At 39.4% G+C, this 23,748-nt stretch carries 28 protein-coding genes; 13 read left to right on the top strand and 15 right to left on the bottom strand.

Features of this window, described 5'->3' with window-relative positions:
• The first annotated feature begins 32 nt into the window (after positions 1 to 32).
• Entirely contained in the window at positions 33 to 1,058 is a 1,026-nt protein-coding gene (locus AC5WOF_RS15790; protein ID WP_496050908.1) for an SPFH domain-containing protein, read from the top strand.
• On the top strand, positions 1,055 to 2,023 hold the full coding sequence (locus AC5WOF_RS15785; protein WP_496050907.1) for an NAD(+)/NADH kinase: 969 nt from the start codon (positions 1,055 to 1,057) through the stop codon (positions 2,021 to 2,023). Before AC5WOF_RS15790 ends, AC5WOF_RS15785 begins: the two co-directional genes overlap by 4 nt.
• Before the next feature lie 199 nt (positions 2,024 to 2,222).
• Here the strand turns inward: AC5WOF_RS15785 and AC5WOF_RS15780 are convergent, their stop codons facing one another.
• Positions 2,223 to 2,666 carry a hypothetical protein gene (locus tag AC5WOF_RS15780; protein ID WP_496050906.1) on the bottom strand — a complete coding sequence of 148 codons (444 nt, stop codon included), beginning with the start codon at positions 2,664 to 2,666 and terminating at the stop codon, positions 2,223 to 2,225.
• Positions 2,667 to 2,933: 267 nt separating this feature from the next.
• On the opposite strand from AC5WOF_RS15780, the gene AC5WOF_RS15775 reads away from it, so the two are divergent.
• Genes AC5WOF_RS15775 through AC5WOF_RS15760 form a run of 4 tightly spaced genes read left to right on the top strand, consistent with a single transcriptional unit; the run spans position 2,934 to position 6,364 of the window.
• Positions 2,934 to 3,593: a GntR family transcriptional regulator gene (locus tag AC5WOF_RS15775; protein ID WP_496050905.1), complete on the top strand. Its 660-nt coding sequence runs from the start codon at positions 2,934 to 2,936 to the stop codon at positions 3,591 to 3,593.
• Positions 3,590 to 4,264 carry a DUF2848 domain-containing protein gene (locus AC5WOF_RS15770; RefSeq protein ID WP_496050904.1) on the top strand — a complete coding sequence of 225 codons (675 nt, stop codon included), beginning with the start codon at positions 3,590 to 3,592 and terminating at the stop codon, positions 4,262 to 4,264. Before AC5WOF_RS15775 ends, AC5WOF_RS15770 begins: the two co-directional genes overlap by 4 nt.
• 13 nt (positions 4,265 to 4,277) lie before the next feature.
• A complete protein-coding gene (locus tag AC5WOF_RS15765; RefSeq protein WP_496050903.1) occupies positions 4,278 to 5,063 on the top strand; it encodes a carbon-nitrogen family hydrolase in 786 nt (261 codons plus the stop codon).
• A gap of 11 nt (positions 5,064 to 5,074) precedes the next feature.
• On the top strand, positions 5,075 to 6,364 hold the full coding sequence (locus tag AC5WOF_RS15760) for an MFS transporter (RefSeq protein ID WP_496050902.1): 1,290 nt from the start codon (positions 5,075 to 5,077) through the stop codon (positions 6,362 to 6,364).
• A 141-nt stretch (positions 6,365 to 6,505) separates the two neighbouring features.
• Here AC5WOF_RS15760 and AC5WOF_RS15755 read toward each other — a convergent pair whose 3' ends face one another.
• Positions 6,506 to 7,069, bottom strand: a complete 564-nt coding sequence (locus AC5WOF_RS15755; protein WP_496050901.1) for a DUF4309 domain-containing protein — start codon at positions 7,067 to 7,069, stop codon at positions 6,506 to 6,508.
• A gap of 385 nt (positions 7,070 to 7,454) precedes the next feature.
• Here AC5WOF_RS15755 and AC5WOF_RS15750 point away from each other — a divergent pair, with 385 nt between their 5' ends.
• The gene (locus tag AC5WOF_RS15750) at positions 7,455 to 8,114 is read left to right on the top strand and encodes an SDR family NAD(P)-dependent oxidoreductase (protein WP_496050900.1); all 660 of its coding nucleotides are present in this window, start codon (positions 7,455 to 7,457) and stop codon (positions 8,112 to 8,114) included.
• Positions 8,115 to 8,203: 89 nt separating this feature from the next.
• Here AC5WOF_RS15750 and AC5WOF_RS15745 read toward each other — a convergent pair whose 3' ends face one another.
• The 5 genes from AC5WOF_RS15745 to AC5WOF_RS15725 all read right to left on the bottom strand — a co-directional run bounded on the left by AC5WOF_RS15745 (position 8,204) and on the right by AC5WOF_RS15725 (position 11,271).
• Positions 8,204 to 9,112, bottom strand: a complete 909-nt coding sequence (locus AC5WOF_RS15745; RefSeq protein ID WP_496050899.1) for a peptidoglycan recognition protein family protein — start codon at positions 9,110 to 9,112, stop codon at positions 8,204 to 8,206.
• A 380-nt stretch (positions 9,113 to 9,492) separates the two neighbouring features.
• On the bottom strand, positions 9,493 to 9,900 hold the full coding sequence (locus AC5WOF_RS15740; RefSeq protein ID WP_496050898.1) for a GNAT family acetyltransferase: 408 nt from the start codon (positions 9,898 to 9,900) through the stop codon (positions 9,493 to 9,495).
• 120 nt (positions 9,901 to 10,020) lie between these two features.
• Positions 10,021 to 10,431 (bottom strand): hypothetical protein, encoded by a 411-nt coding sequence (locus tag AC5WOF_RS15735; RefSeq protein ID WP_496050897.1) that lies wholly within the window; start codon positions 10,429 to 10,431, stop codon positions 10,021 to 10,023.
• Between the two features lie 116 nt (positions 10,432 to 10,547).
• The gene (locus AC5WOF_RS15730) at positions 10,548 to 10,721 is read right to left on the bottom strand and encodes a hypothetical protein (protein WP_496050896.1); all 174 of its coding nucleotides are present in this window, start codon (positions 10,719 to 10,721) and stop codon (positions 10,548 to 10,550) included.
• A gap of 319 nt (positions 10,722 to 11,040) precedes the next feature.
• On the bottom strand, positions 11,041 to 11,271 hold the full coding sequence (locus tag AC5WOF_RS15725) for a hypothetical protein (protein WP_496050895.1): 231 nt from the start codon (positions 11,269 to 11,271) through the stop codon (positions 11,041 to 11,043).
• 172 nt (positions 11,272 to 11,443) lie between these two features.
• Here AC5WOF_RS15725 and AC5WOF_RS15720 point away from each other — a divergent pair, with 172 nt between their 5' ends.
• From AC5WOF_RS15720 to AC5WOF_RS15705, 4 genes are all read left to right on the top strand, one after another.
• Entirely contained in the window at positions 11,444 to 12,763 is a 1,320-nt protein-coding gene (locus AC5WOF_RS15720; RefSeq protein ID WP_496050894.1) for a tetratricopeptide repeat protein, read from the top strand.
• 808 nt (positions 12,764 to 13,571) lie between these two features.
• Complete coding sequence (locus AC5WOF_RS15715) at positions 13,572 to 14,723, top strand: D-glucuronyl C5-epimerase family protein (RefSeq protein ID WP_496050893.1); 1,152 nt, start codon at positions 13,572 to 13,574, stop codon at positions 14,721 to 14,723.
• 366 nt (positions 14,724 to 15,089) lie between these two features.
• Positions 15,090 to 15,518: a MarR family winged helix-turn-helix transcriptional regulator gene (locus AC5WOF_RS15710; RefSeq protein ID WP_496050892.1), complete on the top strand. Its 429-nt coding sequence runs from the start codon at positions 15,090 to 15,092 to the stop codon at positions 15,516 to 15,518.
• A 37-nt stretch (positions 15,519 to 15,555) separates the two neighbouring features.
• On the top strand, positions 15,556 to 15,909 hold the full coding sequence (locus tag AC5WOF_RS15705) for a nuclear transport factor 2 family protein (protein WP_496050891.1): 354 nt from the start codon (positions 15,556 to 15,558) through the stop codon (positions 15,907 to 15,909).
• A 78-nt stretch (positions 15,910 to 15,987) separates the two neighbouring features.
• Here AC5WOF_RS15705 and AC5WOF_RS15700 read toward each other — a convergent pair whose 3' ends face one another.
• The 7 genes from AC5WOF_RS15700 to AC5WOF_RS15670 form a co-directional block, all read right to left on the bottom strand.
• A complete protein-coding gene (locus tag AC5WOF_RS15700; RefSeq protein ID WP_496050890.1) occupies positions 15,988 to 16,194 on the bottom strand; it encodes a hypothetical protein in 207 nt (68 codons plus the stop codon).
• Between the two features lies 1 nt (position 16,195).
• Positions 16,196 to 16,324 carry a winged helix-turn-helix domain-containing protein gene (locus AC5WOF_RS15695; protein WP_496050889.1) on the bottom strand — a complete coding sequence of 43 codons (129 nt, stop codon included), beginning with the start codon at positions 16,322 to 16,324 and terminating at the stop codon, positions 16,196 to 16,198.
• 213 nt (positions 16,325 to 16,537) lie between these two features.
• Positions 16,538 to 17,164 (bottom strand): FMN-dependent NADH-azoreductase, encoded by a 627-nt coding sequence (locus tag AC5WOF_RS15690; RefSeq protein WP_496050888.1) that lies wholly within the window; start codon positions 17,162 to 17,164, stop codon positions 16,538 to 16,540.
• Positions 17,165 to 17,242: 78 nt separating this feature from the next.
• The gene (locus AC5WOF_RS15685; protein ID WP_496050887.1) at positions 17,243 to 18,436 is read right to left on the bottom strand and encodes an NAD(P)/FAD-dependent oxidoreductase; all 1,194 of its coding nucleotides are present in this window, start codon (positions 18,434 to 18,436) and stop codon (positions 17,243 to 17,245) included.
• Positions 18,437 to 18,682: 246 nt separating this feature from the next.
• The gene (locus AC5WOF_RS15680) at positions 18,683 to 19,189 is read right to left on the bottom strand and encodes an SRPBCC family protein (protein ID WP_496050886.1); all 507 of its coding nucleotides are present in this window, start codon (positions 19,187 to 19,189) and stop codon (positions 18,683 to 18,685) included.
• 238 nt (positions 19,190 to 19,427) lie between these two features.
• A complete protein-coding gene (locus tag AC5WOF_RS15675; protein ID WP_496050931.1) occupies positions 19,428 to 20,303 on the bottom strand; it encodes an RNA polymerase sigma-70 factor in 876 nt (291 codons plus the stop codon).
• Between the two features lie 39 nt (positions 20,304 to 20,342).
• Complete coding sequence (locus AC5WOF_RS15670; protein ID WP_496050885.1) at positions 20,343 to 21,626, bottom strand: phytoene desaturase family protein; 1,284 nt, start codon at positions 21,624 to 21,626, stop codon at positions 20,343 to 20,345.
• Between the two features lie 267 nt (positions 21,627 to 21,893).
• On the opposite strand from AC5WOF_RS15670, the gene AC5WOF_RS15665 reads away from it, so the two are divergent.
• Together AC5WOF_RS15665 and AC5WOF_RS15660 are read left to right on the top strand one after the other, a co-directional pair.
• Positions 21,894 to 22,073 (top strand): hypothetical protein, encoded by a 180-nt coding sequence (locus AC5WOF_RS15665; protein ID WP_496050884.1) that lies wholly within the window; start codon positions 21,894 to 21,896, stop codon positions 22,071 to 22,073.
• A gap of 173 nt (positions 22,074 to 22,246) precedes the next feature.
• Positions 22,247 to 22,870, top strand: coding sequence for a flavin reductase family protein (locus AC5WOF_RS15660; protein WP_496050883.1), 624 nt, complete (start codon positions 22,247 to 22,249; stop codon positions 22,868 to 22,870).
• Positions 22,871 to 23,301: 431 nt separating this feature from the next.
• Here AC5WOF_RS15660 and AC5WOF_RS15655 read toward each other — a convergent pair whose 3' ends face one another.
• Entirely contained in the window at positions 23,302 to 23,718 is a 417-nt protein-coding gene (locus AC5WOF_RS15655) for a hypothetical protein (RefSeq protein WP_496050882.1), read from the bottom strand.
• Positions 23,719 to 23,748: the final 30 nt, after the last annotated feature.

Genomic DNA, 23,748 nt, shown 5'->3' with positions numbered 1-23,748 from the left:
ATATCCTTTATACAACTTAAGGAGTGAACAGCATGTTTGGCTTTCGTTATCTCAAGACCAACCCAACACAATTTGTACTTCATTATCAGAAAGGAATATTAAAACAGAGTGGGAAAGGGTTATCTTTCTTCTATTTTAAACGTTCTTCCTCCATTTCCGTAGTCCCAATTTCCAGTAAAGATACATCTTTTATTTTCAATGAGATCACCGCTGACTTCCAACCCGTCACCGTACAAGGACAAGTCACTTACCGCATAATCGAGCCGGAAATGGTGGCAAGTCTATTGGACTACACGATCAAAGACCGCTCCAATCAATACATATCCGATGATCCAGAAAAATTGGAACAGAGGATCGTCAATTTATTACAAGTACATACCCGAACTGAAATTCAAAAACGCTCCTTAAAAGAAGCTGTTCAAGTGTCAGATGAAGTAAGTCTTGCTGTAAGAAAATTGTTAACTGACTCTGGCGATTTAGAAAAATTAGGCGTAGAACTCCAAACATTAGCGATCGCGGCTATTAAACCTACTCCAGAAATGGCTCGAGCACTTGAGGCAGAAGCGAGAGAAGACTTATTGAAAAAAGCGGATGATGCGATCTACGAACGACGCAATGCAGCCGTTGACCAAGAAAGACGAATCAAAGAAAACGAACTGCAAACGGAGATCAAGCTGGAAGAAAAACAACGGCAAATACGCGAAACCAAAGCAGAAGCAAACCTAGCTATCGAGATGAAGGAACAAAAGATCAGAGAAGCGAAACTGCAAGGACAAGTAAAATTAGAAACAGAAAGAAAGCTGCTCGTCGTTACAAAAACAGAAAATGCCAAAGCAGAAGCGGATGCACAAGCTTACGCCTTAGAAGCTACCCTTCGCCCGCTTACAGAACTCGATTCCTCTCTCATCCAAGCACTAGCGATTCAAACGGCTGAACCACGCTTAGCGGTTAGCATGGCAATCAAAGAACTGGCGAAAAATGCATCTAAGATCGGGCAGCTAAATATTTCTCCTGATTTACTAGAATCTTTGATGGAAGAAAAACCGAAGAGACGATGAATTACGAAAAAATCGTCATCGTCACGAGGGAAACACGATTAGACGGCTTGGTCAAACGCTATAATACGCGATCTCAAGCCAAATTTTATGTCAATCAAAGCCTTAAACAGGCTTCACGCTCCCCATCAGGAGAAACTACTCAGGATTTCAGTCTTTTTGAAGCAGAACACAATACGTATCTTTCTGCGGTAGAATCCGTCAAAGAACAGCTTCGTGAAAACTATAAACTGCAAGTGATTGATCGCTCTTTTTTACCAAATTATATTTTTTCTCCCCAAGATATTGTTGTGACCATCGGTATCGATGGGTTAGTGGTCAATACGGCAAAATATTTATCCGGCCAGCCATTGATTGCTATCAATCCTGACCCTGAACATATTGATGGAATCTTACTTCCTTTTCAAGTAACTGATGCATATGCTGCTGTGGAAAGCTTATTCCATGGCAGAGAAACATACAAAAAAATTACTATGGCAGAAGCCAAACTTAACGATGGACAGTCTTTACGTGCTTTTAATGACTTATTTATCGGTGCTTCTACCCATGTCTCTGCTCGTTATCGGCTTGGATATCAAACTCCAAATGAAACACAATCTTCCAGTGGGATCATCGTTTCCACTGGTGCCGGTTCTACTGGATGGATAAGTTCTGTGATCCATATGGCTAATGGTGTTTATCGCTCTTATCAACCGAAAAGCCAGCAACTTGCTCAACCAAAGGTCAAATGGGAAGACGAATCTCTCCTGTTTGCCGTCCGGGAACCTTTCGTGAGCAAGATGACATCCGCTCAGATGGTAACTGGCTCGATTACGAAACATAAACCGCTGGTCATTGAGTCTCAAATGGAACAAAGCGGTGTGATATTTAGTGATGGAGTGGAAAGTGACTTCCTAGCGTTTAATGCAGGAATGACAGCTACCATTACGATCGCTGAACAGAAAACAAACTTAGTAATCAAATCATAATGAATATGATGAAAACAGCCCAAGTATATTACGCTTGGGCTGTTTTGCTGGTTTCTTCTAATACAACGCATATAAGAGAACAGTTGTCTTTTAATTTCTAAGAGCATTTATACTATCAACGATTTATCCAAACCTCATAAAAAGCAGCGACCCAGCCTCCTTGATCAGGGGCTGGGTCTGCATGTATCGACCAGGAGGTCTAGTACCACTTGCCGTTGTTGTAGGGTTTCCGGGCGTCACACATCACCGGACTGATCCAGCCGTTCTTCCGTGCCAGCTCGGTCCATGCCTCGACTGCCTTGTCTGCTTTGATGAGCTCTTTCTCGAAGTCGCTCAAGGCAACAATGTAGTCGTCCTTCACCGCGATGCCGTGCGTCATGAACCCAACCGCGAACTTGTCGGGGTCGATCTCATCCTTGTGACGATAGATCATCACGGGGCACTGTCCCAGTCGGGCCGTGACCTTCGACCAATGCTCGTCGTCACTTGCGACCGTCTGGACATTGGTGTAGCCAGCCTTGACGGCCAGCTCGTTCAGGGAGGGCCTGTGTACCCAAGGCTTGCTGGCGTAGAGTCCGATGGCGACGAAGAAGGCGATCGTGACCACGACAGCCAGGACGGAGTAACGCTTACGCTCACGCATGGCGGAATGCCTCTCTCACTGGAATCGATCCATGCCAGAAACCAGAATCTGATCGAAACTGGTTGTTTTCATTATTGTATCACTTTTCACGAAAATGCGAAGTGTAGGTAGCAAAACTTACTTGGAGACAAACAAGACTCTAAATGAACAGCGGATTTTTGTAATTAAAATTCACATAATTCCATCATTAATCACAAAATAGACAAACGCCTTTGGATCGTATATCATATACGATATACGATATATTTGATATTAAAGGAGTTTCGCATGGATCATCATTCATTATTGCCAAATCCATTGAGGCAGCAGGCGTATCACATTATGAAAGAAGCAATTATTTATGGGACTTTCAAGGAAGGAGAAATCATTTCAGAGCGGCGTGCTAAAGAGGAATTGGGTATTAGCCGGACACCTTTTCGTGAAGCCATGCATGCTCTTGAAGCAGAAGGCTGGGTCTTTACCATACCTTATAAAGGTGCTTTTGTTAGCCCAATCACACACAAAGACATGGAGGATTTGTTTGAGCTGCGGGTATTATTAGAGACATTTATCGGCCAAAAAATTAAAGATAAACTAACGCCGAAGCATCAGCTTAAACTGCAACTTCTCATAGAAGAAATGAAAGAAGCGATAGAGTTATCAAAACATGATGTCTTTATTCGTTTGGATCGTGATTTTCATCATTATCTCGCCAGCTTATCTGAAAATAATCGCTTAATCACTGTATATGAACAGACACTAGACTTGATGCGGCGCATGGGAATGCGTGCATTGCAGCAGGAATCACGAAATGAAGAGGTAATAAAAGAACACCAAGCGATTATTGACTCATTCCAGACTGGCAGTATCGAAAATGCTTTGCTTCATCATCTTGAAAACACCAAAACAGCACTTTCACCTCACATCAAAGGAGAAGAAACACCATGACACCACTTGTTTTTCAATTAGCACCAAATGAAAACGTTTTCGCAAACCCTCAAAAGGTTGTATGCATTGGTTATTCTGGGCGAAATCAAGAAGTAGTACAAAAGCATATTGATGAGCTGGCGATGGAAGGAATTGCTGCCCCGCCAGAAGTCCCAATGCTTTACCCAGTGAGTCAATTACTAGTGACGCAAGAGGATAAAATTCAAGTTTTAGGAGAAAAAACTTCTGGAGAAGTAGAGTTTGTGGTCATATCGCAAGGTGAAAACAAGTGGATCTCCCTTGGTTCTGATCATACAGATCGAGAGTTAGAAGCCTATAGTATCCCATATGCAAAGCAGGCCACACCAAAACCATTGGCAAAAAAGGTATGGAATTTAGAAGAAGTACTCCAGCATTGGGATCAAATTGAGCTAAAGTGTGAGATCAAAATGGACGGAGATTGGCAAGTTTATCAGCAAGGAACTGTTGCAGGGATATTACCTGTACAAGATTTACTAACATGGGCAGACAAACGCCAAGCGGTCGAAGGAACTACCATCCTGTTTTGTGGAACTGTGCCCATACTAGGTGGTTCCTTTCAGTTTGGATCTGCTTTTCGGATGCAAATGCACGATCCTGTTCTTGAAAAAACAATAGAACTGCAATACAGCGTAGAAAATATCGCTAGATAGGAGCTTATGTTCAATGAAAATCGCTATATGCCAGATGAATGTTGTACAAGGGGATAAGGTAAAAAATGAACAGCGTGCAACAACGATGATAGCAGAAGCTGCAAAAGGCGGGGCGGAATTGATCGTATTACCAGAGATGTGGAAATCAGGATACGATTTTTCCAATTTAGCAAAGCATGTAGAGCCAATCGATGGGGCCACCGCTGCTTTCCTAGCCGAACAAGCTAAATTACATGGTGTGTACTTGATAGGCGGATCGTTTACGATGCAGCAAGCAGGCAAAGTATTCAATACCTCCCTGACATTTGACCCTCATGGGGAACAGATTAATGCATACTCAAAGTTACACCTGATCGGATTGATGGCTGAAGATAAATATCTTGCAGCAGGTACAGACTACCAAACCTTCCCGCTTGGGGATGCACTGGCAAGTGTGATTATTTGCTATGATCTACGATTTCCAGAATTAATCCGTACTTATGCAGTGGAAGGTGCTTCTATTTTATTCGTTCCTGCTGAATGGCCGATACAGCGTGAGGCCCACTGGCTTGCTCTCCTTCGGGCACGGTCCATCGAAAACCAAATGTTTGTGGTTGGTGCCAATATCGTCGGTCAAAATGAAAATGACCGATTTAATGGAAACTCTATCATCTTTGATCCTTGGGGTGAGATAGTAGCTCAAGCAGGAGCAGAAGAACAGATCCTGTTTGCAGATTTAGCATTGGAAAAAGTAGCAGAAATTCGTCAAGCCATTCCTGTATTTCAAGATAGAGTACCACACCGATACCGACTTTCTTAGGAGGAGTTAGTATGAGCAGCCAAGAATCTACAGCAAGAAATCAGTCACAACCTACCAAAGTTCGCTGGTGGTTAGCATTCCTCTTTTTTATCATTGGTTTAGTAGCTTATATGGATCGCTCAAATATCTCTGTTATGGCAAAACCAATCATGGACGATCTTCATATGGATAAAGTGCAATTCGGTTTACTAGCATCACTTTTTTCATTGGGATATGCATTGATGCAAATTCCGGCTGGTCTCTTAGCTGAAAAGCTTGGAGCAAGGAAGATTGTGTTTTACGCTCTCGCATTTTGGTCTCTCTTCACTGCATTAACGGCAACAGTAAAATCACATGGGTGGATGGCTTTGGTACGGTTCTTGTTTGGTATGGGGGAAGGACCGATGTATCCGGGGAATGCAGTATTTAATACGTATTGGTTTGCTAAGGAAGAAAAAGGACGGGCTTCAAGTGCACTACTTGCTGGGTCTTATTTTGGTCCTGTAATCGCACCAATTGTCACAGTAGCAATTTATAACCTACTTGGCTGGGAAGCCGTTTTTTATCTATTTGCTTTGATCGGTTTACTTATCGGTCTTGTTTGGTACTGGAAAGGTCGAAATCGACCTGAAGAGCACCCAAGTGTCAATGGAGCAGAATTGCAATGGATTCTAGCAAATCGTTCTGTGAAAACGGGACAAAAACAAGCAGCACCATGGAAACAATTTTTGTCTAATATACGGTTTTGGGTACTCGGTCTTCAGTATTTTGTCGTCTTATATATCGTTACGTTCTTTCTGGTTTGGTTACCTACCTACTTGCAAGAAGCTCAGAATTTTTCCCTAGAAAAGATGGGATTTGCAGCTAGCTTACCTTGGCTCGCCATCTTTATCACCGTGATGACTGGCGGAGCAATCTCCGATCGGTTAGTCAAACAAGGAAAATCTAAGTTTGTTGCCCGTGGTATGTTAGCGATCGTTGGGTTACTAGTATTTGCAGTAACCATGTATTTAGCCGCACACGCAGCCAGTGACTGGATGAACGTCCTGTGGTTAACCATCTCACTGGGTTCCCTCGGGTTTCCAGTCGTCGTCTCTTGGGCAGCAGCAAATGATATGGGTAATCAATATGCTGGTTCTGTGTCCGCTTGGATGAATCTATGGGGGAATATCGCTGCATTTCTATCTCCATTAATCTGTGGCTGGCTGGCACAAAAAATCGGCTGGGAAGGAACATTACTTGTTACTATCCTCCCGATCTTGCTTGCAATCATACTTTGGTTTATGGTACGACCTGATCGTGCGTTTGTCGAAGAGGAATAACCTTTTTGTATCGTCTGTACCGAAATAAAATAACATAACAAAAAATCCCCTCTGTACCTCTACTAGGAGGGGATATCCTTATTGATTTTTTCGGGTGTATGTTCACGTTTGAAATGATTTGTTCTTCATTTTGAGAAATGTTTAGGTAAAATAATTAACAGATACTTCTTTGACATCTCCCATTTTTCCATGTTTATCGAGAGAGAAATAAAAATTCAAATAGTTTGATTGTTCACCGCCGGCTGGAGCAAGATAACTCACACAATACGTATTTTTATCCACTTTACCTTCTTCAAAAGGTTTCCCCCATGTTTTTTTCAATTCTGCTACCGTTACAGATTTGTAACTTTTATCGGTAGTTGAAACTATTTCAACAAGTTGTTTTTTATCTTCTGTATCTACATAGAAAATCGTATGATGTTTGCTATAGCTCAAAATCGCTTTATTCTTATTTTTATCTGGTTTTCCCCATTTGGATTCAATAGATTTACGGGGAGTGGACAGTTTGAATTCGCCGCTTGTTATCACTTTGCCTTGTTTAGCCAGATTCCATGTTTGTTTTAGCAGTTGGGCATGATTTTGTTTCGCACTTACTTGTGTTGCATGACTCGAAGCGGCTTGCACTCCATTCATATAACCGAAGCCTGTTAGTAAAGTTCCGATAGCCAATGTAGTGATCATCGCAGTTTTTATACTTTTTTTCATTTTCCTTTTCCCCTTACAACATTTATTTGCAATTGATCAAGCTAATTTGTTCCCTTGTCGCTTTATCAATTTAAGGTTATTGTAAGAGACTCCTTTTTCCAAAAAATATCGAAATTGTTTCCACAATGTAAACTAACTATGGCTAAAATGAGGCAGACAAATACTGTTTGAAGTGGAAAAACATATGCGATAATAACTCGAACAATCGCTTCTTCGTATAACCAATTCCCATACAATAACGAACTCTGTATATTGACAATTTTAATCATTCGGCCTAAAATACGATTATACCAAAATACTAGTATTAATAAACATTTATAAAAGGATTATACAGATGACTAACTGAAAGCCATGTACGGAGAAGATAAAAAAGGAGATTAGATAAATGAGCAGCAAACCATTACTTGTCATCATTGGATCAGGACCAGGAGTAAGCTTAGGTGTTGCAAAGAAATTTGGTGCACAAGGATTTCGGATTGTTCTCGTTTCCAGAACCCATGAATCTCTCGAACGTAATATCAAAGAACTACAGGAACAAAATATTGAATCATATGGTGTTCCCGCCGATGCTGCTGATTCAGATTCACTGAAAAAAGCCATGAAGTATATAAAGTCGACATATGGAATACCTGATGTTTTTGTATACAATGTGGCAAATATTGTTCAGGGTAATGCCCTTTCCTTGACAGAACAGCAATTAATGGATGATTTTAAAGTGAATACAGTAGGTGCATTAACGAGTGCCCAACAAGTGATACCCGAAATGATCGAACGTAAGCAGGGAGCACTTTTCTTCACAGGAGGAGCAATTGCTCTTGAGCCAAATCCAGAGTATGCCTCGCTATCGATAGGTAAATCGGCAATTCGTTCCCTTGCTCTTTCTTTGGCTGATACACTTTCTCCATATGGAATCTATGTAGGCCAGGTTTTGATTGCAGATCATGTTAAACGTGGAACCTATTATGATCCAGACCGTATCGCGGATGTTTTTTGGGATGCATATAAAAATAAAGATCAAAAAGAAATTATTTTTAAAGAAGTATAATCATTTCCTGAGTTTCTAAAGCTTGTCCTTCCACTGCATACTATGTAAATAACCCAAGCTTTTACGCTTGGGTTATGTTTCTTAATCAGTCAGCCAAGCAAAATAGCCTCCCAAGTTGACTCTCCTACAATTCCATCCGTTTCTAAACCATACGATTTTTGAAGCTTTGTAACGAGATTCATGGTCTTGGCATCATAAATCCCATCGATAGGTGCATGAACCTTCTGTTGAACCTCTTTTACATCTTCACCTGTCATGGGAGGATTCGTTAGTTTCAATGTTCTCCTGTTTAAAAAAATTACCTTCCAAGTCTTTTCTCCTACGATCCCATCCGTTGATAAACCATGTTCTTTTTGTAACTTTGTTATTAAGTTCATCGTTTTAGGTCCAAATACTCCGTCTGCCTCTATACCAATAGCCTTTTGAATTACCTTGATATCATTTCCATGCATATAAGGTGACGTTAACTTCACCATTCTTTTGTTAACCGTGTTCGGTATGGGAATATCGCTAGAACCAGAGCAGTGGGTGACAAGATTTAAAAATGACTGCCACCCGCTCTTTCTTATGTTTCGCGGGCAGTTTTTGCCTGACCAATGATTGTGTTGAACTACATTTGAGATAGAAATGCCATGTTTTTTCATCAAATATGAAATAAGGCGGGCAGCGTTGTGTTTCGCCTGCTCAAAATTTCCGTCAGCGTTAACACAAATCTCCACACTGATACTCTTCCGATTTCCTGCTCCATTTCTACCATCTCCACAAGCCCAAGAGACTTCATCGTCGGGGATAGACTGCCAAACCTCCCCTTCATCGACCGTATAATGCCAGCTTGCCTTTCTACTATTCCCTTGTGCCTGTAAATTCGCATGTGCCCTGGCATCTGCCCCTCTTCCCGTATTATCCGTTTCATGCACCGTGATGTAAGAGGGATTTAAATACAGACCTGAACGTGTTCCAGTTAAAGATCTAGGTATTAATTTCTGTTTTATTTCCAATAAAACAATCTCCCTTCGTTTTAATAATATTGAATTATCATAATATAAAGATATCACAAAATAGAAAATATATCCTTACAAGGATGAAGATTCCTATCTTTTTTTGTAATCTACTATTTTTATTTTCAGAGTGACTGGTCGATAACTCGGCTTTAAAATGAGTACTCCGCTTGAGCAAAAGACTTTGAAATAAAAAACATGAGCTTCCCTTGTTGAAAGTTATAGGATCTCTCCAAATAACTCTACAAAGGAAGCTCATGTTTTGTAATGTAATTCTAACTCGAAACCATTCATATAGTTCTCTAATGATTTGATCTATATGGCATATGAGATTAGCCGATTGGAAGAAACAATAGCTCTCAATATTCTTTGATCATTAATTATATCCATTTCTCCATAAATATTAATTCATCCCTATGAAATCCTTGTTTTTCATAAAAACCTTGCACGTTTTCATTATCCAATTCAATTAATAGATTAATCTTTTCACACCCTGCTTGCTTGAAACGCAGTTCAAGCTCGGCTATTATTTTCTGACCTATCTTATTTCCTTGATATGCTGGGTCAACAGCTAAATGATTAATCCAACCTCTTCTTCCATCATAGCTGCCCATCACTACTCCAATAATTCGGGTATTATCTTCTAATACAAAAAACAACTCCGGGTCTCTTTTTAATTTTTTCTTCATTCCTGCCAATGTATCCGAACGAGATAATTGTAATCCTGTTTTTGTCCATAAATGAATAACGGAATCGAAATCATTTAATACAAATCCACGAAAAATCATAGTATTCACTCCTATGTTTTAGTAAAAATACTATAGCAGGAGGAATGCAGCGTTGAATGTAATGAAAAAGGAAGAAAACGGCGGCGGCATCAGAGCTGTGGGCTCTGATGCCGCCGATTGTCACTGATGGTTCAATTCAGGGAACACCGTTTTGATGAGACCTCGGGTTGTACCCACCTTGAATACCCACCGAAAGGGGGATGCCTCTCCTTGGAGCGGTACCTCCCGAAGCCTTTGTGCATCCAGCAGGTTTACTGCCTCCTTCCAGAGGGTGGTGATCTCGGCGAGGATGTCCTCTTGTTCCTGCCTGGACATTCCATTGAAAGGACATCGATCTTGGTTGTCTGTCAAGGACAAGGTCCAGTCACCGATTGGAAAGAGCTGAGCGCCAGCGTCCACCGCCGCCTGCAACTGATTCCAGAACAGATTTGAGGGTCCTTCCTGACGGAAAATCTCTGTCACGTCTTCCCAGTGGTAAGTAAGCTTTCTCAGGGCACGCAGTTCCTCGACATTGAGTCCAACGAAGGACATTTTTTACCTCCAGTGACTTGGGAAGTTCCCGTATTTTAAGTATACTTCTATTCCCAAAAGGGATAAAGGAGTACCAGAGACCCGTCTCCTTAAACTCTTCCTCACTTACAAATAGTCTATGATATTGGAAACTTCAACTCCCTTATCTGATCTAAGTCGATTCCATACCGTTTATATATTTTAGTCGTATTTTCCCCTGTTAATTGTTCCTCTTTCAAATCTAGCAACCGTACTGTCGCTACTACCCGTTCATAACAATCTGCTTCGATTTCTTGATAAGCTGGGATCAAAGGCCAGTGATCTATCTCTAGTTGAACTAGTCCTCCAGCCTCTCCAATTCTACCCTTATCTTTTCGCTTCCAAATATTAAGACATAGTAAATAAAATCATAGTAGGATTTCCTCCATTCGTGCTCATCCGCTTGAATTAAAAAGTTACTTATCTCTTCTAGATGTCCTTGTTTTAGTACCGTTTGTATCGGCTTCCCATGTTGTAAACAATCATTAATCCATTGAACAAAGCTTTTTCGCTCATCCATCTCTTGAGAGGATAGTTTCTGGTAAATCTCCCTTTCATCACAGGCATATATCAAGTGCCAAGCTAAATATTTTAGAGATTCCATGGAACAGGATTAGTTTGCACGTTTTCTTTAGCAGGACAATGAGCTTCCTGATCCAACACCTTGCCAAACACAAACACATGCCCATTACCCATATCGACCAATTTGGCATCCCATAAAGGAATATCAATCTTTTCCCCATTCTCTAGATGTAATCGAATGTCTTTCTGTACTCTGCTGAGAAAGGAAGCGACTTGAATGTTTGCCGATAAATCGTTCATACGCTCACCCCTTTTTCTTGATACTATTAGCCTAAAATATTTAGAAAATATTTACAAATATTAAAATAGTAAACATTATTATCGCAATCCATAAAATATCTTGCTTTTTTGTCCAACATCTTCCATAATCACGATAAAGAATATCCATTTTTTTGCAGAGACAGGTGATGACATGGATTTAGTGCAGATCGGCGGAGTTTTACGAGCAGAACGAAAGAAGCAAAAAAAGAGTTTAGAGCAGATTGCAGATGAACTGGGCTGTGGAGCATCCACTATTAGCTCCATTGAACGAGGAATTTTAAATGTAAGCGAAGAAAAACGGATTGCTTATGCGAGAGCAGTAGGTATGGGGAGTTTATTTGGGATTGTGGAAGAGGCTGAAAAACGAATTATTCGTTTACAGCATAAATTAGAGATAATTGAAGAGATTGTATTTGCAAATCCTAAAGAAGCTCTACAGAAGTTAGCAAAACTAAATAAAGAAGAAAAAGTTGATTATATTGGCATTCTTCGACCATTTGTTCATTATTTAAAAGGAAGGGCATACTTCGTTTTGCAAAACGGGGAAAACGCAGAGAAATATTTTCATTATTGCATTGAAAGCATGGAAAAGTATCCTGAACTGGAGAAAACAAACCATAAAACCTTTTGTTATAATGGATTAAGTGTCATTAAACACTTGCAAGGGAATTATCGAGAAGCACTAAAACAAGTACAATTTGGGTTGGAAGGCTTTCTAGAGACAGGAGAACGAACCTATATCAAACCTCTCTTACTTTTAAACAAGATTATTTACTTAGACGGTTTGGAAAAGTACGAAGAAGCACTGAAATCATTGGACGAATTAAATCAATATATCACAATAACACCAGATCAAAATGAAATACGAACTTCATTAAAGATTAAGATGTATACCCTTTATACCAATACATTAGATAAACTGGGAATGCCACAAAAAGCATTAGAATATGCCAGATGCGGGGAAAAAATCGCCGATACTAACCAAGAAATAGACAGCTTATTTATGTTATGGAGTCAAATCGGTACGATTTATCTAAAGCTAGAAGAATTAAAAATAGCAGAGGAATATTTCTCCAAAGCACTGGATATACAACCAAAAGTAAAAGGAAGACATCTTATTCCTTTTGCATTCAAACACTTCGCCACCTTGCTGATGATGAAAAACGATTGGGATTTTGCCAAAGAAATTATTGATCAATCGATAGAAATCAGTAAAAATCAAAAAGATGAACGAGAACTAGCTGAATCTCTTGTTTCTTTGGCAAAATGGTGTATGAGACAAAATCAATTTGAAGAAGCAATTGATTTATATTTACAAGCAGAAAAACTAGCTGAACTACAACCAACAAAATCTCTATTAACTGAATTAACTGCTGATTTATGCTTTTGTTATGAGAAAATCAATAACTTGGATATGTTTCAATCCTATTCAAAAAAATTCTTCTGGTTATCCTATAACAAAGACAAATGATTTTCTCCGTGATTGACTTAGTCTTTCCACAATTATATATTCAATTTGAAAAACTATTTCATAAGGTCGGTGATTGCTTTGTCTACTTATAAACATCTTCCGTTATCCGGTCCCGTTGATCCTGAATTAGCTTAAAACTATTCACTGAATGGTAAAAACCATCAGTTTTATAAATCTGACCATGTCCTATTTTTAATTACGTATATCATCATAGAGGTTGCTAAAGATCAAAAACTTGGGTGGTGACAGCATTGCATACAAACATGAAAATGTATATGGGTGGACCTGGCCCAGAAGGAAGTTAAACAATAGAAAATTGTAATTTTCGCATATACTAGATTAAATAAAATACATTCCATTTTTCCAATCGCCCACCAACATATGGGCGATTTTTTCTTTTCAATTACCTTTTTACTAAAAAGCTTATAAATTATCACAAATTTCTCCATGCATCCGATGAATGATGATTTACAAGATATGTATGAAATCTATCAAGATGAAGAAGTGAATACATTTCTTCCTTAATCCCCCTTTCTATCCATTGAAGCAACAAGCAATCTTGTCCATCAGACAATTCTATTCATAGAAAATAATTAAATATTTATAATTAAATTTATTTTTACTAAAATCTTAATATTAATCCGATTATCAATCATTTAAAAACGAAATAAATATCACTTTTATAAGTATATAAAACTACTTTTCAATCATTTTTAAATTCATAAATTGCATATTTTTATTCATTTACACTTCCTCCTATTCTATTATAATAAAATGGTATTATATAAAATTATAAGGAGGAAATTATTTGTTCAAGAAATTCATTGTTTCATCGCTAGTTTGCATTTTTACATTAAGTACTTCTTTATATGCAGTAGCAAATGCAGCAACGACGAGACCAAACCCCGTAATGAAGCCTTACATAACTATTGGTACTTATAATAGTACATACCGTGTAAATATCTATCCATTTAACTTTGTTTCTTTAACCGCACAAACCGATGATCCATATTACTATGACTTTGTAAATGGAAAACCCGTGGAAGAATTAACAGCACCAGTATCACCGATGACTACAGATAGTAATGGAATGCCATTGATAAAAGTCGGAACCTCCTATTACCATCATCCTGTTCGAGCTGCTGGGAATGGATTATACTATCTGAATGCTTATAAACAATTACAAAAACCAGAATATCTAGCGAAAGCAAAACAGTTTGCAGATCACTTAGAAACGCTGGCAATAAAGACTTCTGACGGTGCATATTATTTTCCATACCGATTTCAATTTAATGTCTTAAGTCGTTCTACTGAAACACTTACCGCCCCTTGGTATTCTTCTATGGCACAAGGACAAGCATTGTCTCTATATATTCGACTTTACCAAGAAACACACGAAACCAAGTATTACACAGCTGCAAATCGTACGCTAAAAGCACTGCTTAAGTTTGTACGCACCATGCCCGGTAACAAACCATGGGTAACAACTTCAGATGGCTATTTATACGAATGGTTTGAAGAATATCCCACTGAAACAAAAGTACACAATCATGTGTTAAATGGATTTATCTTTACTCTTTATGGTCTGTATGACTACTATAATGCAACCGGCAATACCATCACAAAAACTTACCTTCAAGGTGGATTAACCACTATTCTTGCATATGGAGACCGGTTCCGCCTTCCTAACAACTATAGTTATTATGGGCTGAAATATAATAATGCTGCGAGTGCTACGTATCACAATATCCATATTCGTCAACTCAAACAGTTGTACAAAATAACAAATGATTCACGTTTTCTCGCTTTAAGTAACCGCTTCTCTAACGATACTGCTTCGTCAACACAATCCAGCACTACGCGTTCACTAGCTCCTAATATAAATACCAATGGAACCAGTGGTTTTACAACCGATGAAATCGAAACTATTCTCAACAATTCAACCATTCCAAATAAATAATAACTCTGTATGAGCGAAAATATGCATATCGAGCAAATTTCGAGGAAAATATCAGTGTATTTGCTCGACTGGAAAATAAGGAATGAAGAGACCTGTATGAATGTATAGGGTCTCTTCTTTCTGATTCCTTAGATCAAATCACAATTAAGGAGAACCATGAAAAGACGGCAGAAATCAAACTCTCTCAGGAACATAGAAACTGTAAATGTTCATTTTCTAATATCAACTGTTGATTATATCAACAATTGATGGTATAAATAGAAAGACGAGATCAATTTACCTCCATCCGATGTAACCCTATCTCTAAATGAAATGTTCCATATTGACTCGTTATATCAAAAATATTTTCCTCCAAAAGGATCACTTATGAAAAACGAAGCAGATATTCTTTTTCGACAACTTGCACATGTTTGTTCTGAATCTAAGCGCGCCTTTGCTGATCACATCGGTGTGAGTCAGCAAAGAATGCGGCTGCTTACACTAGTGGCAAGGCAAGGAGAGATCAGCCATGCTGAGATAAAACAACAACTATCGCTTGACGGAGCAACAATTACTCGTATTGTCAAACAGTTTGAATCTGAAGGAGTCCTCAGCCGACGAATCGATCCGCAAAATAATCGCTATACGCTCGTTTCTTTGACCACGTCTGGAAAACAACTTGTTTCTAAATCCATCGAAGCTCACGGTGCATTTCAAGAAAAGCTTCTTTCTGGAATCACCAAAGAAGAGCAGGAAATCATGGTGAGTGTGCTGGAGAGAATGCGAAGTAATATATCTACTATTCAGGATAAGTAGGGGCTAATTTTCAAGAAAAAGCGAAGGGGATATTCATATGACAGAAATAAATAAAAAGGCTTTAGGGTACCGGATTTACGAAGCATATAACACAAGAAACTTAGAGGCGATAGATGAACTTTTCTCCCCCAATTTTTATAGTCATGCATCTGGAATAAAAGGAACCGAAAGTATAAAAAATTATTTGACTGGGTTATATAAAACCTCTCCAAACAAGCGTTTTGTTGTAGAAGATTTGGTGGAAGACGGCAATAAGTTTGCTATACGTGTGACTGTTCACGGGATTCCATTGGATTCACATGAACCACAGCCAATGATTATGGAGATATTTCGTGTGGAAAATGGTCAAGCCGTTGAAGTCTGGGGAGCAGGTACAAGTAAAATGAATTAGCCTCCAAAATGATTGGAATGGAGAGTGTAATAAGTGAGAAAAGTAAACACACCAACGATCGAAGTAGAACGATTGATATTAGAAGTAGTCTACAAGTCGGTTTAACTCTCCTCCTAAATTTTCCATGCCTTTTTGCGAAGTACGTAATCGATAACGTAAATTAAGATTTCCAGCTTGAATTTCCCGTGTAATCTGGATGATTATTTTTATTTCCCGAATGACCTGGAAGTATCGAAACAAAAGAACTAGGATAAAACATAGGAGTACAAGAGTTATGCTCAGCATACTAACACCCCTCACCCAGTTTATAACCAAAGCCCCACACCGTTTGAATATAAACAGGATTGGACGGATCTGGCTCTATCTTCGCTCTGAGTCGATTGATATGCACCATAACGGCATTGTCATCAGCCATACTATCTTTCTGTCAGACGGTTTAGAAAATTTTCGATTTACTAAAAACACGAGTGGGATTTGTTAGAAACAGTTTTAAGATGGCGAACTCCTAAGAGGAGTTTAGGGAGCAGACGAACACAAAATGGAATAAGTGATACAGGCCTAGAACAGTGATATGTAAAACCACTGTTCTAGGCCTGTATCAGATTTACGTAGTCTACCTTTCGTAACCTCAGAAACTTGCTGCGACTTTCTTAGTTTTCTCTAACCCTGATTGAATGATTTCGGAAGTACGATTTGGATATTGTTGATGGCCCTCAATTATTATTTCTTCTACTGGTGCTCCCATTAATCCGGAGAAAACAGACTTTGTTGGTTTGACTGCAAACTCCATAAGTTGTGTGGATTCTGAAGAATAATCACCTCCGCGGGCATTAAGCAACAGAATCTTTTTATTGGTCAGAAGCCCAACAGGACCTTCTGCGGTATACTTAAACGTTTTTCCAGTCTGAGCAAGATAAGATATATAAGTCATTAACGGAGCAGGCACAGTAAGATTCCACGTCGGGAAAGCGATGACGATTTTATCAGCGGCTAAAAACTGATCCATGTATTTATTAATAACATTCACCATTTGCTCTTCGGCTTCTGTTAATGATTCTCGTTGGGAAGCTTTATGCAGACCTGTTATGGCATCATTCCCATAATAAGGGATATTTTCTTTGAACAAATCAATCTCCATCAGCGTGTCTGACGGATTTGCTTCCTGATATGCATGTAAAAATGTTGCATACATTTGGACGCTTATAGCTTGTTCAAAGGGGCGATCATTTACTTTCACGAACAGTACATTAAACATCTGTTCATCTCCTATTCATTATATAAACTGAGACTACTTGTTTTATCACTTCAAATTTCATTTTGATATGACATTTCCTTATGCTAGTTCTGCTGCTGCAAAAATCTCATCCCGATTTTCAGAACTAGGTGGATAGATCGCTAAGTTAACGCCTCTTTTCGCTTGTTTCGCTTCTTCTTTTTGAATAACCGGAACTCTGTCCCATCCTCGAGTTACAAGTGCTCCCCATGCTCCTAAATCTATTGCAGTGTTATATCTTTCCTGTCTGTATGGAATTTTTTCGTCTATGCCTAATAAATCACAAACCGCATTATGCCCAGCAACTCTGCCTTGAGGATTTGCATGCTGACAAGACATGAGTGAAAAATGATGATCATCTGCTTTCGCTTTTACTGCATCTCCAGCAGCAAAAACAGAGTTGATCCCTTCGACCTGTAGGTAAGAATCAACGGACAATCGCCCCAAATGATCTTTTTCTACAGGAAACCATTTAGCCAATGGACTAGCTTGTAAACCAGCAGTCCAGATAGTAGTAGCAGCAGGAATTCGTGTTCCGTCCTGTAAAAGGATACCTTGTTCCGTCATTTCACTGACTGTCTCATTCGTATAAATTTCTATATTTAATTCCTGTAATGCTTGTTCAATGATGGGTCGAGGATTAGCTCCTAATTCTGGTCCTACAACAGATGCTCTTTCTATTAAAATCACTTTTGCTTCGGATTCTTTCTTTTCCTTTTTTGCGACTTCTTGGATACGGGACACCATTTCAGTAGCAATCTCCAGTCCCGTAAATCCTGCTCCAACCACTACTACTGTATATTTTCCGTCTGCGATAGATAAGGAAGGTAACTGGTGTATATGTTGATCCAGTTTTACTGCATCTTGCAGTGTATCAACAGAGAAGGAGTGATGAAACCCTTGGATATTTGGACGAATTAATTGACTACCTGCGGTATAAATCAAGCGGTCATAATGTATATTTACCTTTTCTTGTTGATGAATCGTTACTACTTGGGATTTCGTATTGATTTTTTCCACTTCTCCTTGGATAAAATCAACCCCTGTGGGTCTGAAAACTTTTTCTAACGGAAATCGGTAGTTTTGCGGATCCTTTTCATAAAAACTCGGGCGAATGCCTAGATAGGCATCCCGATTCACAACCTGTATTTTTACTTCATCCGAACTTATATTTAACCGGTTCAATTGTCTAGCAGCACTAAGTGCGCTCCAAGTACCAGCAAATCCACTGCCAACAATAACAATGTTTTTCATGATATGTCCTCCAATTGGGGCATACAATAATTGATCTTTCTAATACTCTGCCAGATTTCGAAAGCTCAAACTATATCGTATATAATTTCTTATTATATTTGGAAATTGTAACCTTTCTCTTCAAGTCTCAACATAAATATGCAGATACACTAAAACGAAAACATAAACTTATATTCTAAACTCTTTTTTCCAGTAGAATAAACGACCAACACCAACTGTTTTTGTATTGATGTTGGTCTGTTTGTTTTAAATCGAAACCACACTTGCTAAGTAATTTTCAAGCTGATCAAAGAGTACAGCAAATGCTTGTTGAGCTGACTCCATTCCACCCTCAAAGGTTTTGAGCTCCTTTTCTGTAGCAGAGGACCAAGGACCCACACGCATGGTGATGGTAGTCTTACTTTCCTGTTCAGTAAACGACAAGGTATTGAGGATTTCTAATGGATAGTTGGGAAATGGCGCACGGATCGTATTACCTTCTTCATCAGAAAAAGAATTGACGAACACAAGATTTTCTGGCTCGTCCACCTCACGATAAACAAACTTTCCCCACATTTCTTTGCCATCAGGAGATTTTTGGCAGAAATGAAAACGACCTCCAGGACGAAGATGATCTAACTTGGCGACATTCATCTCAAACCCATTATTCCCCCACCAATTTTTCAGATGCTCAGGCTTCGTAAAAATTTGAAATACAAGCTCACTAGGTGCATTAACGGTACGCGTAATAATGAATTCTACTTTTTTGGACATGATGGTTCCCCCTAAAATTTATATTGTTATTTTTCAAATGCGCTTTCAGACGATCGAGTGTTGCTCTTCCTCATTCCGACCTTCCTTCGCTTTTTTGTCTTTCATAAACTAAGATGAAGAAGGATGTAGTTTTGTGACATTTTTTAATAACTTTTTTTCTATAAAAATCTATATAGCACATAGAATAGTTAATATAAGTGGGTTTAAATAACCTATTAAATATATGAATTCATTCATCTTAAAACACATGTGTCAATTTATCTGGATTTATAACGAAGTAAAGATTAGCGATGTGGCCATCTTGAATCTGAAACGAAAGGACAGTCAACGTTTTCCCATCCAAATATACGACGATTCCAGGCAGGCCATTTACCATGGTGAGACGATAAGTTACGTTTCCAGGCAATTTTTTCAAAAAATTCGATGTCAAATGGGAAATTGGTATATGCCCATGAAGGGGTTGCAGTTGTGCTCTTACTTTTCCTCCCCCATCTGTGACGAGTACTGCATCAGCCGATAGGAGTTTCAAGATTTGGGCCGCGTCACCGGAAGCAAGAGCATTCATAAATTGCTCCACCAAGTTGGTGGTTTGCTCTTGATCGAAGCGATCCAAATGATCCGGACCATCTTTTAGATGAAGACTGCGTTTCGCTCGATGAAAGATTTGCCGGCAGTTCGCACTGCTCTTGCCAACGATGTCAGCAATTTCTTTATAATCATACTGCATCACCTCACGCAGCAAGAATACAGCCCGCTCCACGTAAGATAATTGCTGCAACAACAGCAAGTAAGCGGTGGATACCGATTCCTTCTGTAAATAAGATTGCATCGGATCTGTTTCCTCACTCGCTGTAGTCACGAGTGGTTCAGGCAGCCATGTCCCAATGTAGTTTTCCCGTTGTTTGCTCGTAGAACGAAGCAGACCGAGACAAGCGTTCGTTACGATTTTGCACAGGTATGCTTTCATATTTCGAATGTGATCAGAACCAGATTTATATAAGGTTAAAAAGGCTTCCTGGACTATATCTTCCGCATCTGTGACACTTCCAAGCATACGGTAAGCAAGAGAGAATAATAGTGGTTTGTATTCAATATAGAATTGTTCTGTTTTTATGTTTTCCAAGATGTTAGCCACCTGCTTTCTTCCTGTTATTCAGACTACAATAGTTTCCCGATCACCTTTACGGTCTATCTCCATATCTTTTAACACGCACTGTGCCGCACGTCTTCCGCTTGCCGCCGCAGCATCTGCCAAATTTTCTCCATGAGTAGCCCACTCTCCTGCGACGTAAAGCCCTGCAATTTCAGGTACGGCTGGACCGGGAAATCGATCTTCCCTGCCTAAATGCATATAGTCGTAGGCTACCACCATATTGGGGAGGTACTGTTTGGCGACGACTTCCTTCTGCCAGCCCGGTTGGATCACGTCCAACATCTGTTCGAGAAATCGTTCGTCAGCCTTTGGATCTGTTCCACCAGCGCCATTATATTTAACAATGTTCACCACTGAAGTGTCATCTTCACTTAGTCGAATAAATTTCGATTGATTCACGAAGTATATGGGTTCATCCACACCCAAAACCGCAAAATGAGTTGGTGCGGAAAGCCGCTTCAAAGAAAGCGTCAAGCTTGCCGCCTTAATGACACGAGCCTGTTCTTTCCAACGTAAAACCGACTTACTTCCCACATCCCCTAAAAGTCGAGAAGTTACTGCTGGTGGGGTGGAGGAAATCACATACGAGATGTCCATCTCCTGACCGTCAGCAAACCTTATTTTACGAACGGCTCCATCATGCTTGATTTCCGTTACGTTTTTTCTTATCATCATGGCTACGCCTGATCGAACTGCCTTTTCGTAAAGTTGATCCATTAGAGTTTGCCAGCCATCCTGCACATAGACAATACTATTCTTTTTCGTCGTGCGTGCTATCGAACGTAAGGCAGGACCCGCTAATTGGTGATCAGGAGCATGTGAATACGAACTTACCCGGAACATGGCGTAAGCAATATGACGAGTCATTGGGTCGCGAATTTCATGTTCCAGCCAACTCCGCAGGCTGATAGCCGGCACGGAATCGGCATCGATTTTTGTCAACTTATTATAGAACTTAAAAAACTCTATTTTGCCTAACCAGCTCAAGTTTTGAGAGAAAATAAATCGAAATATATGAGATACTTGATTGTTCCAGAGAAACGATATATTAGCCGAGGGGGATCTCCCTTCCATTCTTATACCTAAATCTTGAAAGATTTCATCTACTGCCCCTCCCCTGATTATTGCATGAGCGCCTAGATCAAAGGTAGCCCCGTTTTGCTTGACAGATATAGCCCGACCACCAAATTGGCTGGCCTTCTCCAACAGGACAACAGACTTCCCTGCCTGAGCTAAGTCAATTGCAGCCACCAAGCCTGCAATACCTCCACCGATGACTGCCACATCAAACTGTTTCATTATTGAGACCTCCCTTCGCTTTTTTGTCTTTCATAACTAAGATGGGGAAGGGTGTGGATTTGTGACATTTTCTAATAACTTTTTTCTAATATCTGTTTCTTTGAGAATGAAAGCGATAATCGGTTCAAGAACTTGATAAAATTCGTTTTTTAAGTCCTTATTCAGTTTTTACAACTATCTATTGAATGAATAGGTTCTTACGCTTGAAGAACGAGACTCTATTTGGTTAAATTTAATTTGGAGGTAGATCATTTGAAATCGCATTTTTTAACTATTCCTGGAAGGTTTCATATTGCTGTGCAAGCATTAGTCGTAATTGCCGAAACAGACGGAGCTTGTTCTAGTTCTGTAATTGCTCAAGAATTCAAAACACATGCTACTTTTTTAAGACGTGTCATGACCCAACTTCTACCCAGTTTCGCTATCCCTTAAAAATATGAAAATTGTCTAATCAAACAAACTCAACTGCTAACTAGCATAAGCTGAAAGTGTTATGTGTCATCTCTGTTTCGTTTGTATGTATGCCATTGATGCTCAAAGAGCGATCAAAACGATATTTGTACACTGCGAAATAGCGTATATCAAATAGAGAAGAAGGCGTGTATATGTATAAAATTTATCCTGATGACCTGTCCATTAACGAAAATTATAAATTAATGAGTGGTTCCGTTATCCCTCGACCTATCGCATTTGTTACCACATTGTCAACTGTCAATGGAGTTGTAAATGCAGCTCCTTTTAGTTACTTTAATGCCGTCTCTTCTGATCCTCCCTTACTTTCTATATCTATTGGACGCAGTCAAGGTCAAATGAAAGATACAGCCCGGAATGCCATTGAAAATAAGGAACTTGTCGTTCATATTTGTGATGAACAAATCATAGGTGATGTAGATAAAACTGGTACTCCACTGAAAGCAGATCAAAGTGAGTTAACTTTGACAAGTCTCACTACCATCCAAAGCGACAGAGTTTCCGTACCAGGTATCAAAGAAGCACGCATACGTTATGAATGTAAACTCCATCAACATCTGCCAATTCAGAACGATCATGGAGAAATTGTGATAGATTTTCTGCTTGTTCGGATTGTTTGTTATCATTTTAGTGAACAAGTATATGATCCTGAAAAGAAGTATATTTACTCCGAAAAACTCCAACCTATCAGCCGACTGGCAGGAAATAATTATGCATCACTTGGAGAGTCGTTTGCACTGGAGAAACGTCTCAAATAGATGTCTCTCCTACATTTGTGTTAAAGACATTGCCCAAAATAAAAATGTTATTGTTCTCTATAGAATAGTCTGATATATTTAAATAAGGAGAGAGCAGTTGTCTCCCATACATTGGTTTAGCAGTACCAGCAGTACCATTCCGTAGAAGTAAGCAGAGCATTACCCGCAAGTCGATGAATCATGTTTCGCTCTTTACGAGCGCTTCGTGTCGTCCTTGACGGGACGGCACTTCTGTGGAGAAGTACAAGCAGTACCAGCAACACCAAGCTGAACCAGCAGTGCACAATTACTTTATGCGCACACATCCCGCACAGCAACACCGTGTGGGACTCAACAAATAACGATATATCCATAAAGAAAAGCACCTAATACTAGGTGCTTTTTTCATTTCAAAAAAAGATCCCTCCCTCTGGAGAGATCTGAACCATTACTTACTCACGATACTTCTTCGTATCATCTTTTCCATCCTTATCATCTTCATGATACTCATCTTCTTCATCTGTCTGATTTTCACGTGAAGTGAGATCATGGAAATAAATCTTATCTTCCTCTTCTTCCTCATTAGAATCCACTTTGCTGCCTTTCGAAGCTGTATATGTCCGCATGAAGCCTCCTGTTAGATCAGAAAGCTTATACGTACGAAACTTATCGGTAATATTAATCCCCACCTGGTTAACTTTACGACCTACTTCTTTTCCGACACCCATCAGTAAAGAGGAAAGGGAACCTAACCAGTTTCCAACTTTTCTGCGTGCTCGCGGAGATATGAACAAGATAATAACTGCGGAAATGACTAGGAATATCAAAAAAGAACTGCCAGATGATCTACGTCTATAACTATAGTACATATTATGTCACAACCTCCATTTCTTTCTCCT

The organism is Shimazuella sp. NTD250, from assembly GCF_059510375.1.
Note: the sequence above shows the minus strand (reverse complement) of the source record. Positions and strands in the feature narration are given on the sequence as shown.

Coding starts and splice junctions, on each gene's coding strand:
- AC5WOF_RS15790 (WP_496050908.1), top strand. CDS start 33: ATGTTTGGCTTTCGTTATCTCAAGACCAACCCAACACAATTTGTACTT.
- AC5WOF_RS15785 (WP_496050907.1), top strand. CDS start 1,055: ATGAATTACGAAAAAATCGTCATCGTCACGAGGGAAACACGATTAGAC.
- AC5WOF_RS15780 (WP_496050906.1), bottom strand. CDS start 2,666: ATGCGTGAGCGTAAGCGTTACTCCGTCCTGGCTGTCGTGGTCACGATC.
- AC5WOF_RS15775 (WP_496050905.1), top strand. CDS start 2,934: ATGGATCATCATTCATTATTGCCAAATCCATTGAGGCAGCAGGCGTAT.
- AC5WOF_RS15770 (WP_496050904.1), top strand. CDS start 3,590: ATGACACCACTTGTTTTTCAATTAGCACCAAATGAAAACGTTTTCGCA.
- AC5WOF_RS15765 (WP_496050903.1), top strand. CDS start 4,278: ATGAAAATCGCTATATGCCAGATGAATGTTGTACAAGGGGATAAGGTA.
- AC5WOF_RS15760 (WP_496050902.1), top strand. CDS start 5,075: ATGAGCAGCCAAGAATCTACAGCAAGAAATCAGTCACAACCTACCAAA.
- AC5WOF_RS15755 (WP_496050901.1), bottom strand. CDS start 7,069: ATGAAAAAAAGTATAAAAACTGCGATGATCACTACATTGGCTATCGGA.
- AC5WOF_RS15750 (WP_496050900.1), top strand. CDS start 7,455: ATGAGCAGCAAACCATTACTTGTCATCATTGGATCAGGACCAGGAGTA.
- AC5WOF_RS15740 (WP_496050898.1), bottom strand. CDS start 9,900: ATGATTTTTCGTGGATTTGTATTAAATGATTTCGATTCCGTTATTCAT.
- AC5WOF_RS15735 (WP_496050897.1), bottom strand. CDS start 10,431: ATGTCCTTCGTTGGACTCAATGTCGAGGAACTGCGTGCCCTGAGAAAG.
- AC5WOF_RS15725 (WP_496050895.1), bottom strand. CDS start 11,271: ATGAACGATTTATCGGCAAACATTCAAGTCGCTTCCTTTCTCAGCAGA.
- AC5WOF_RS15720 (WP_496050894.1), top strand. CDS start 11,444: ATGGATTTAGTGCAGATCGGCGGAGTTTTACGAGCAGAACGAAAGAAG.
- AC5WOF_RS15710 (WP_496050892.1), top strand. CDS start 15,090: ATGAAAAACGAAGCAGATATTCTTTTTCGACAACTTGCACATGTTTGT.
- AC5WOF_RS15705 (WP_496050891.1), top strand. CDS start 15,556: ATGACAGAAATAAATAAAAAGGCTTTAGGGTACCGGATTTACGAAGCA.
- AC5WOF_RS15700 (WP_496050890.1), bottom strand. CDS start 16,194: ATGCTGAGCATAACTCTTGTACTCCTATGTTTTATCCTAGTTCTTTTG.
- AC5WOF_RS15695 (WP_496050889.1), bottom strand. CDS start 16,324: ATGGCTGATGACAATGCCGTTATGGTGCATATCAATCGACTCAGAGCG.
- AC5WOF_RS15690 (WP_496050888.1), bottom strand. CDS start 17,164: ATGTTTAATGTACTGTTCGTGAAAGTAAATGATCGCCCCTTTGAACAA.
- AC5WOF_RS15685 (WP_496050887.1), bottom strand. CDS start 18,436: ATGAAAAACATTGTTATTGTTGGCAGTGGATTTGCTGGTACTTGGAGC.
- AC5WOF_RS15680 (WP_496050886.1), bottom strand. CDS start 19,189: ATGTCCAAAAAAGTAGAATTCATTATTACGCGTACCGTTAATGCACCT.
- AC5WOF_RS15660 (WP_496050883.1), top strand. CDS start 22,247: ATGTATAAAATTTATCCTGATGACCTGTCCATTAACGAAAATTATAAA.
- AC5WOF_RS15655 (WP_496050882.1), bottom strand. CDS start 23,718: ATGTACTATAGTTATAGACGTAGATCATCTGGCAGTTCTTTTTTGATA.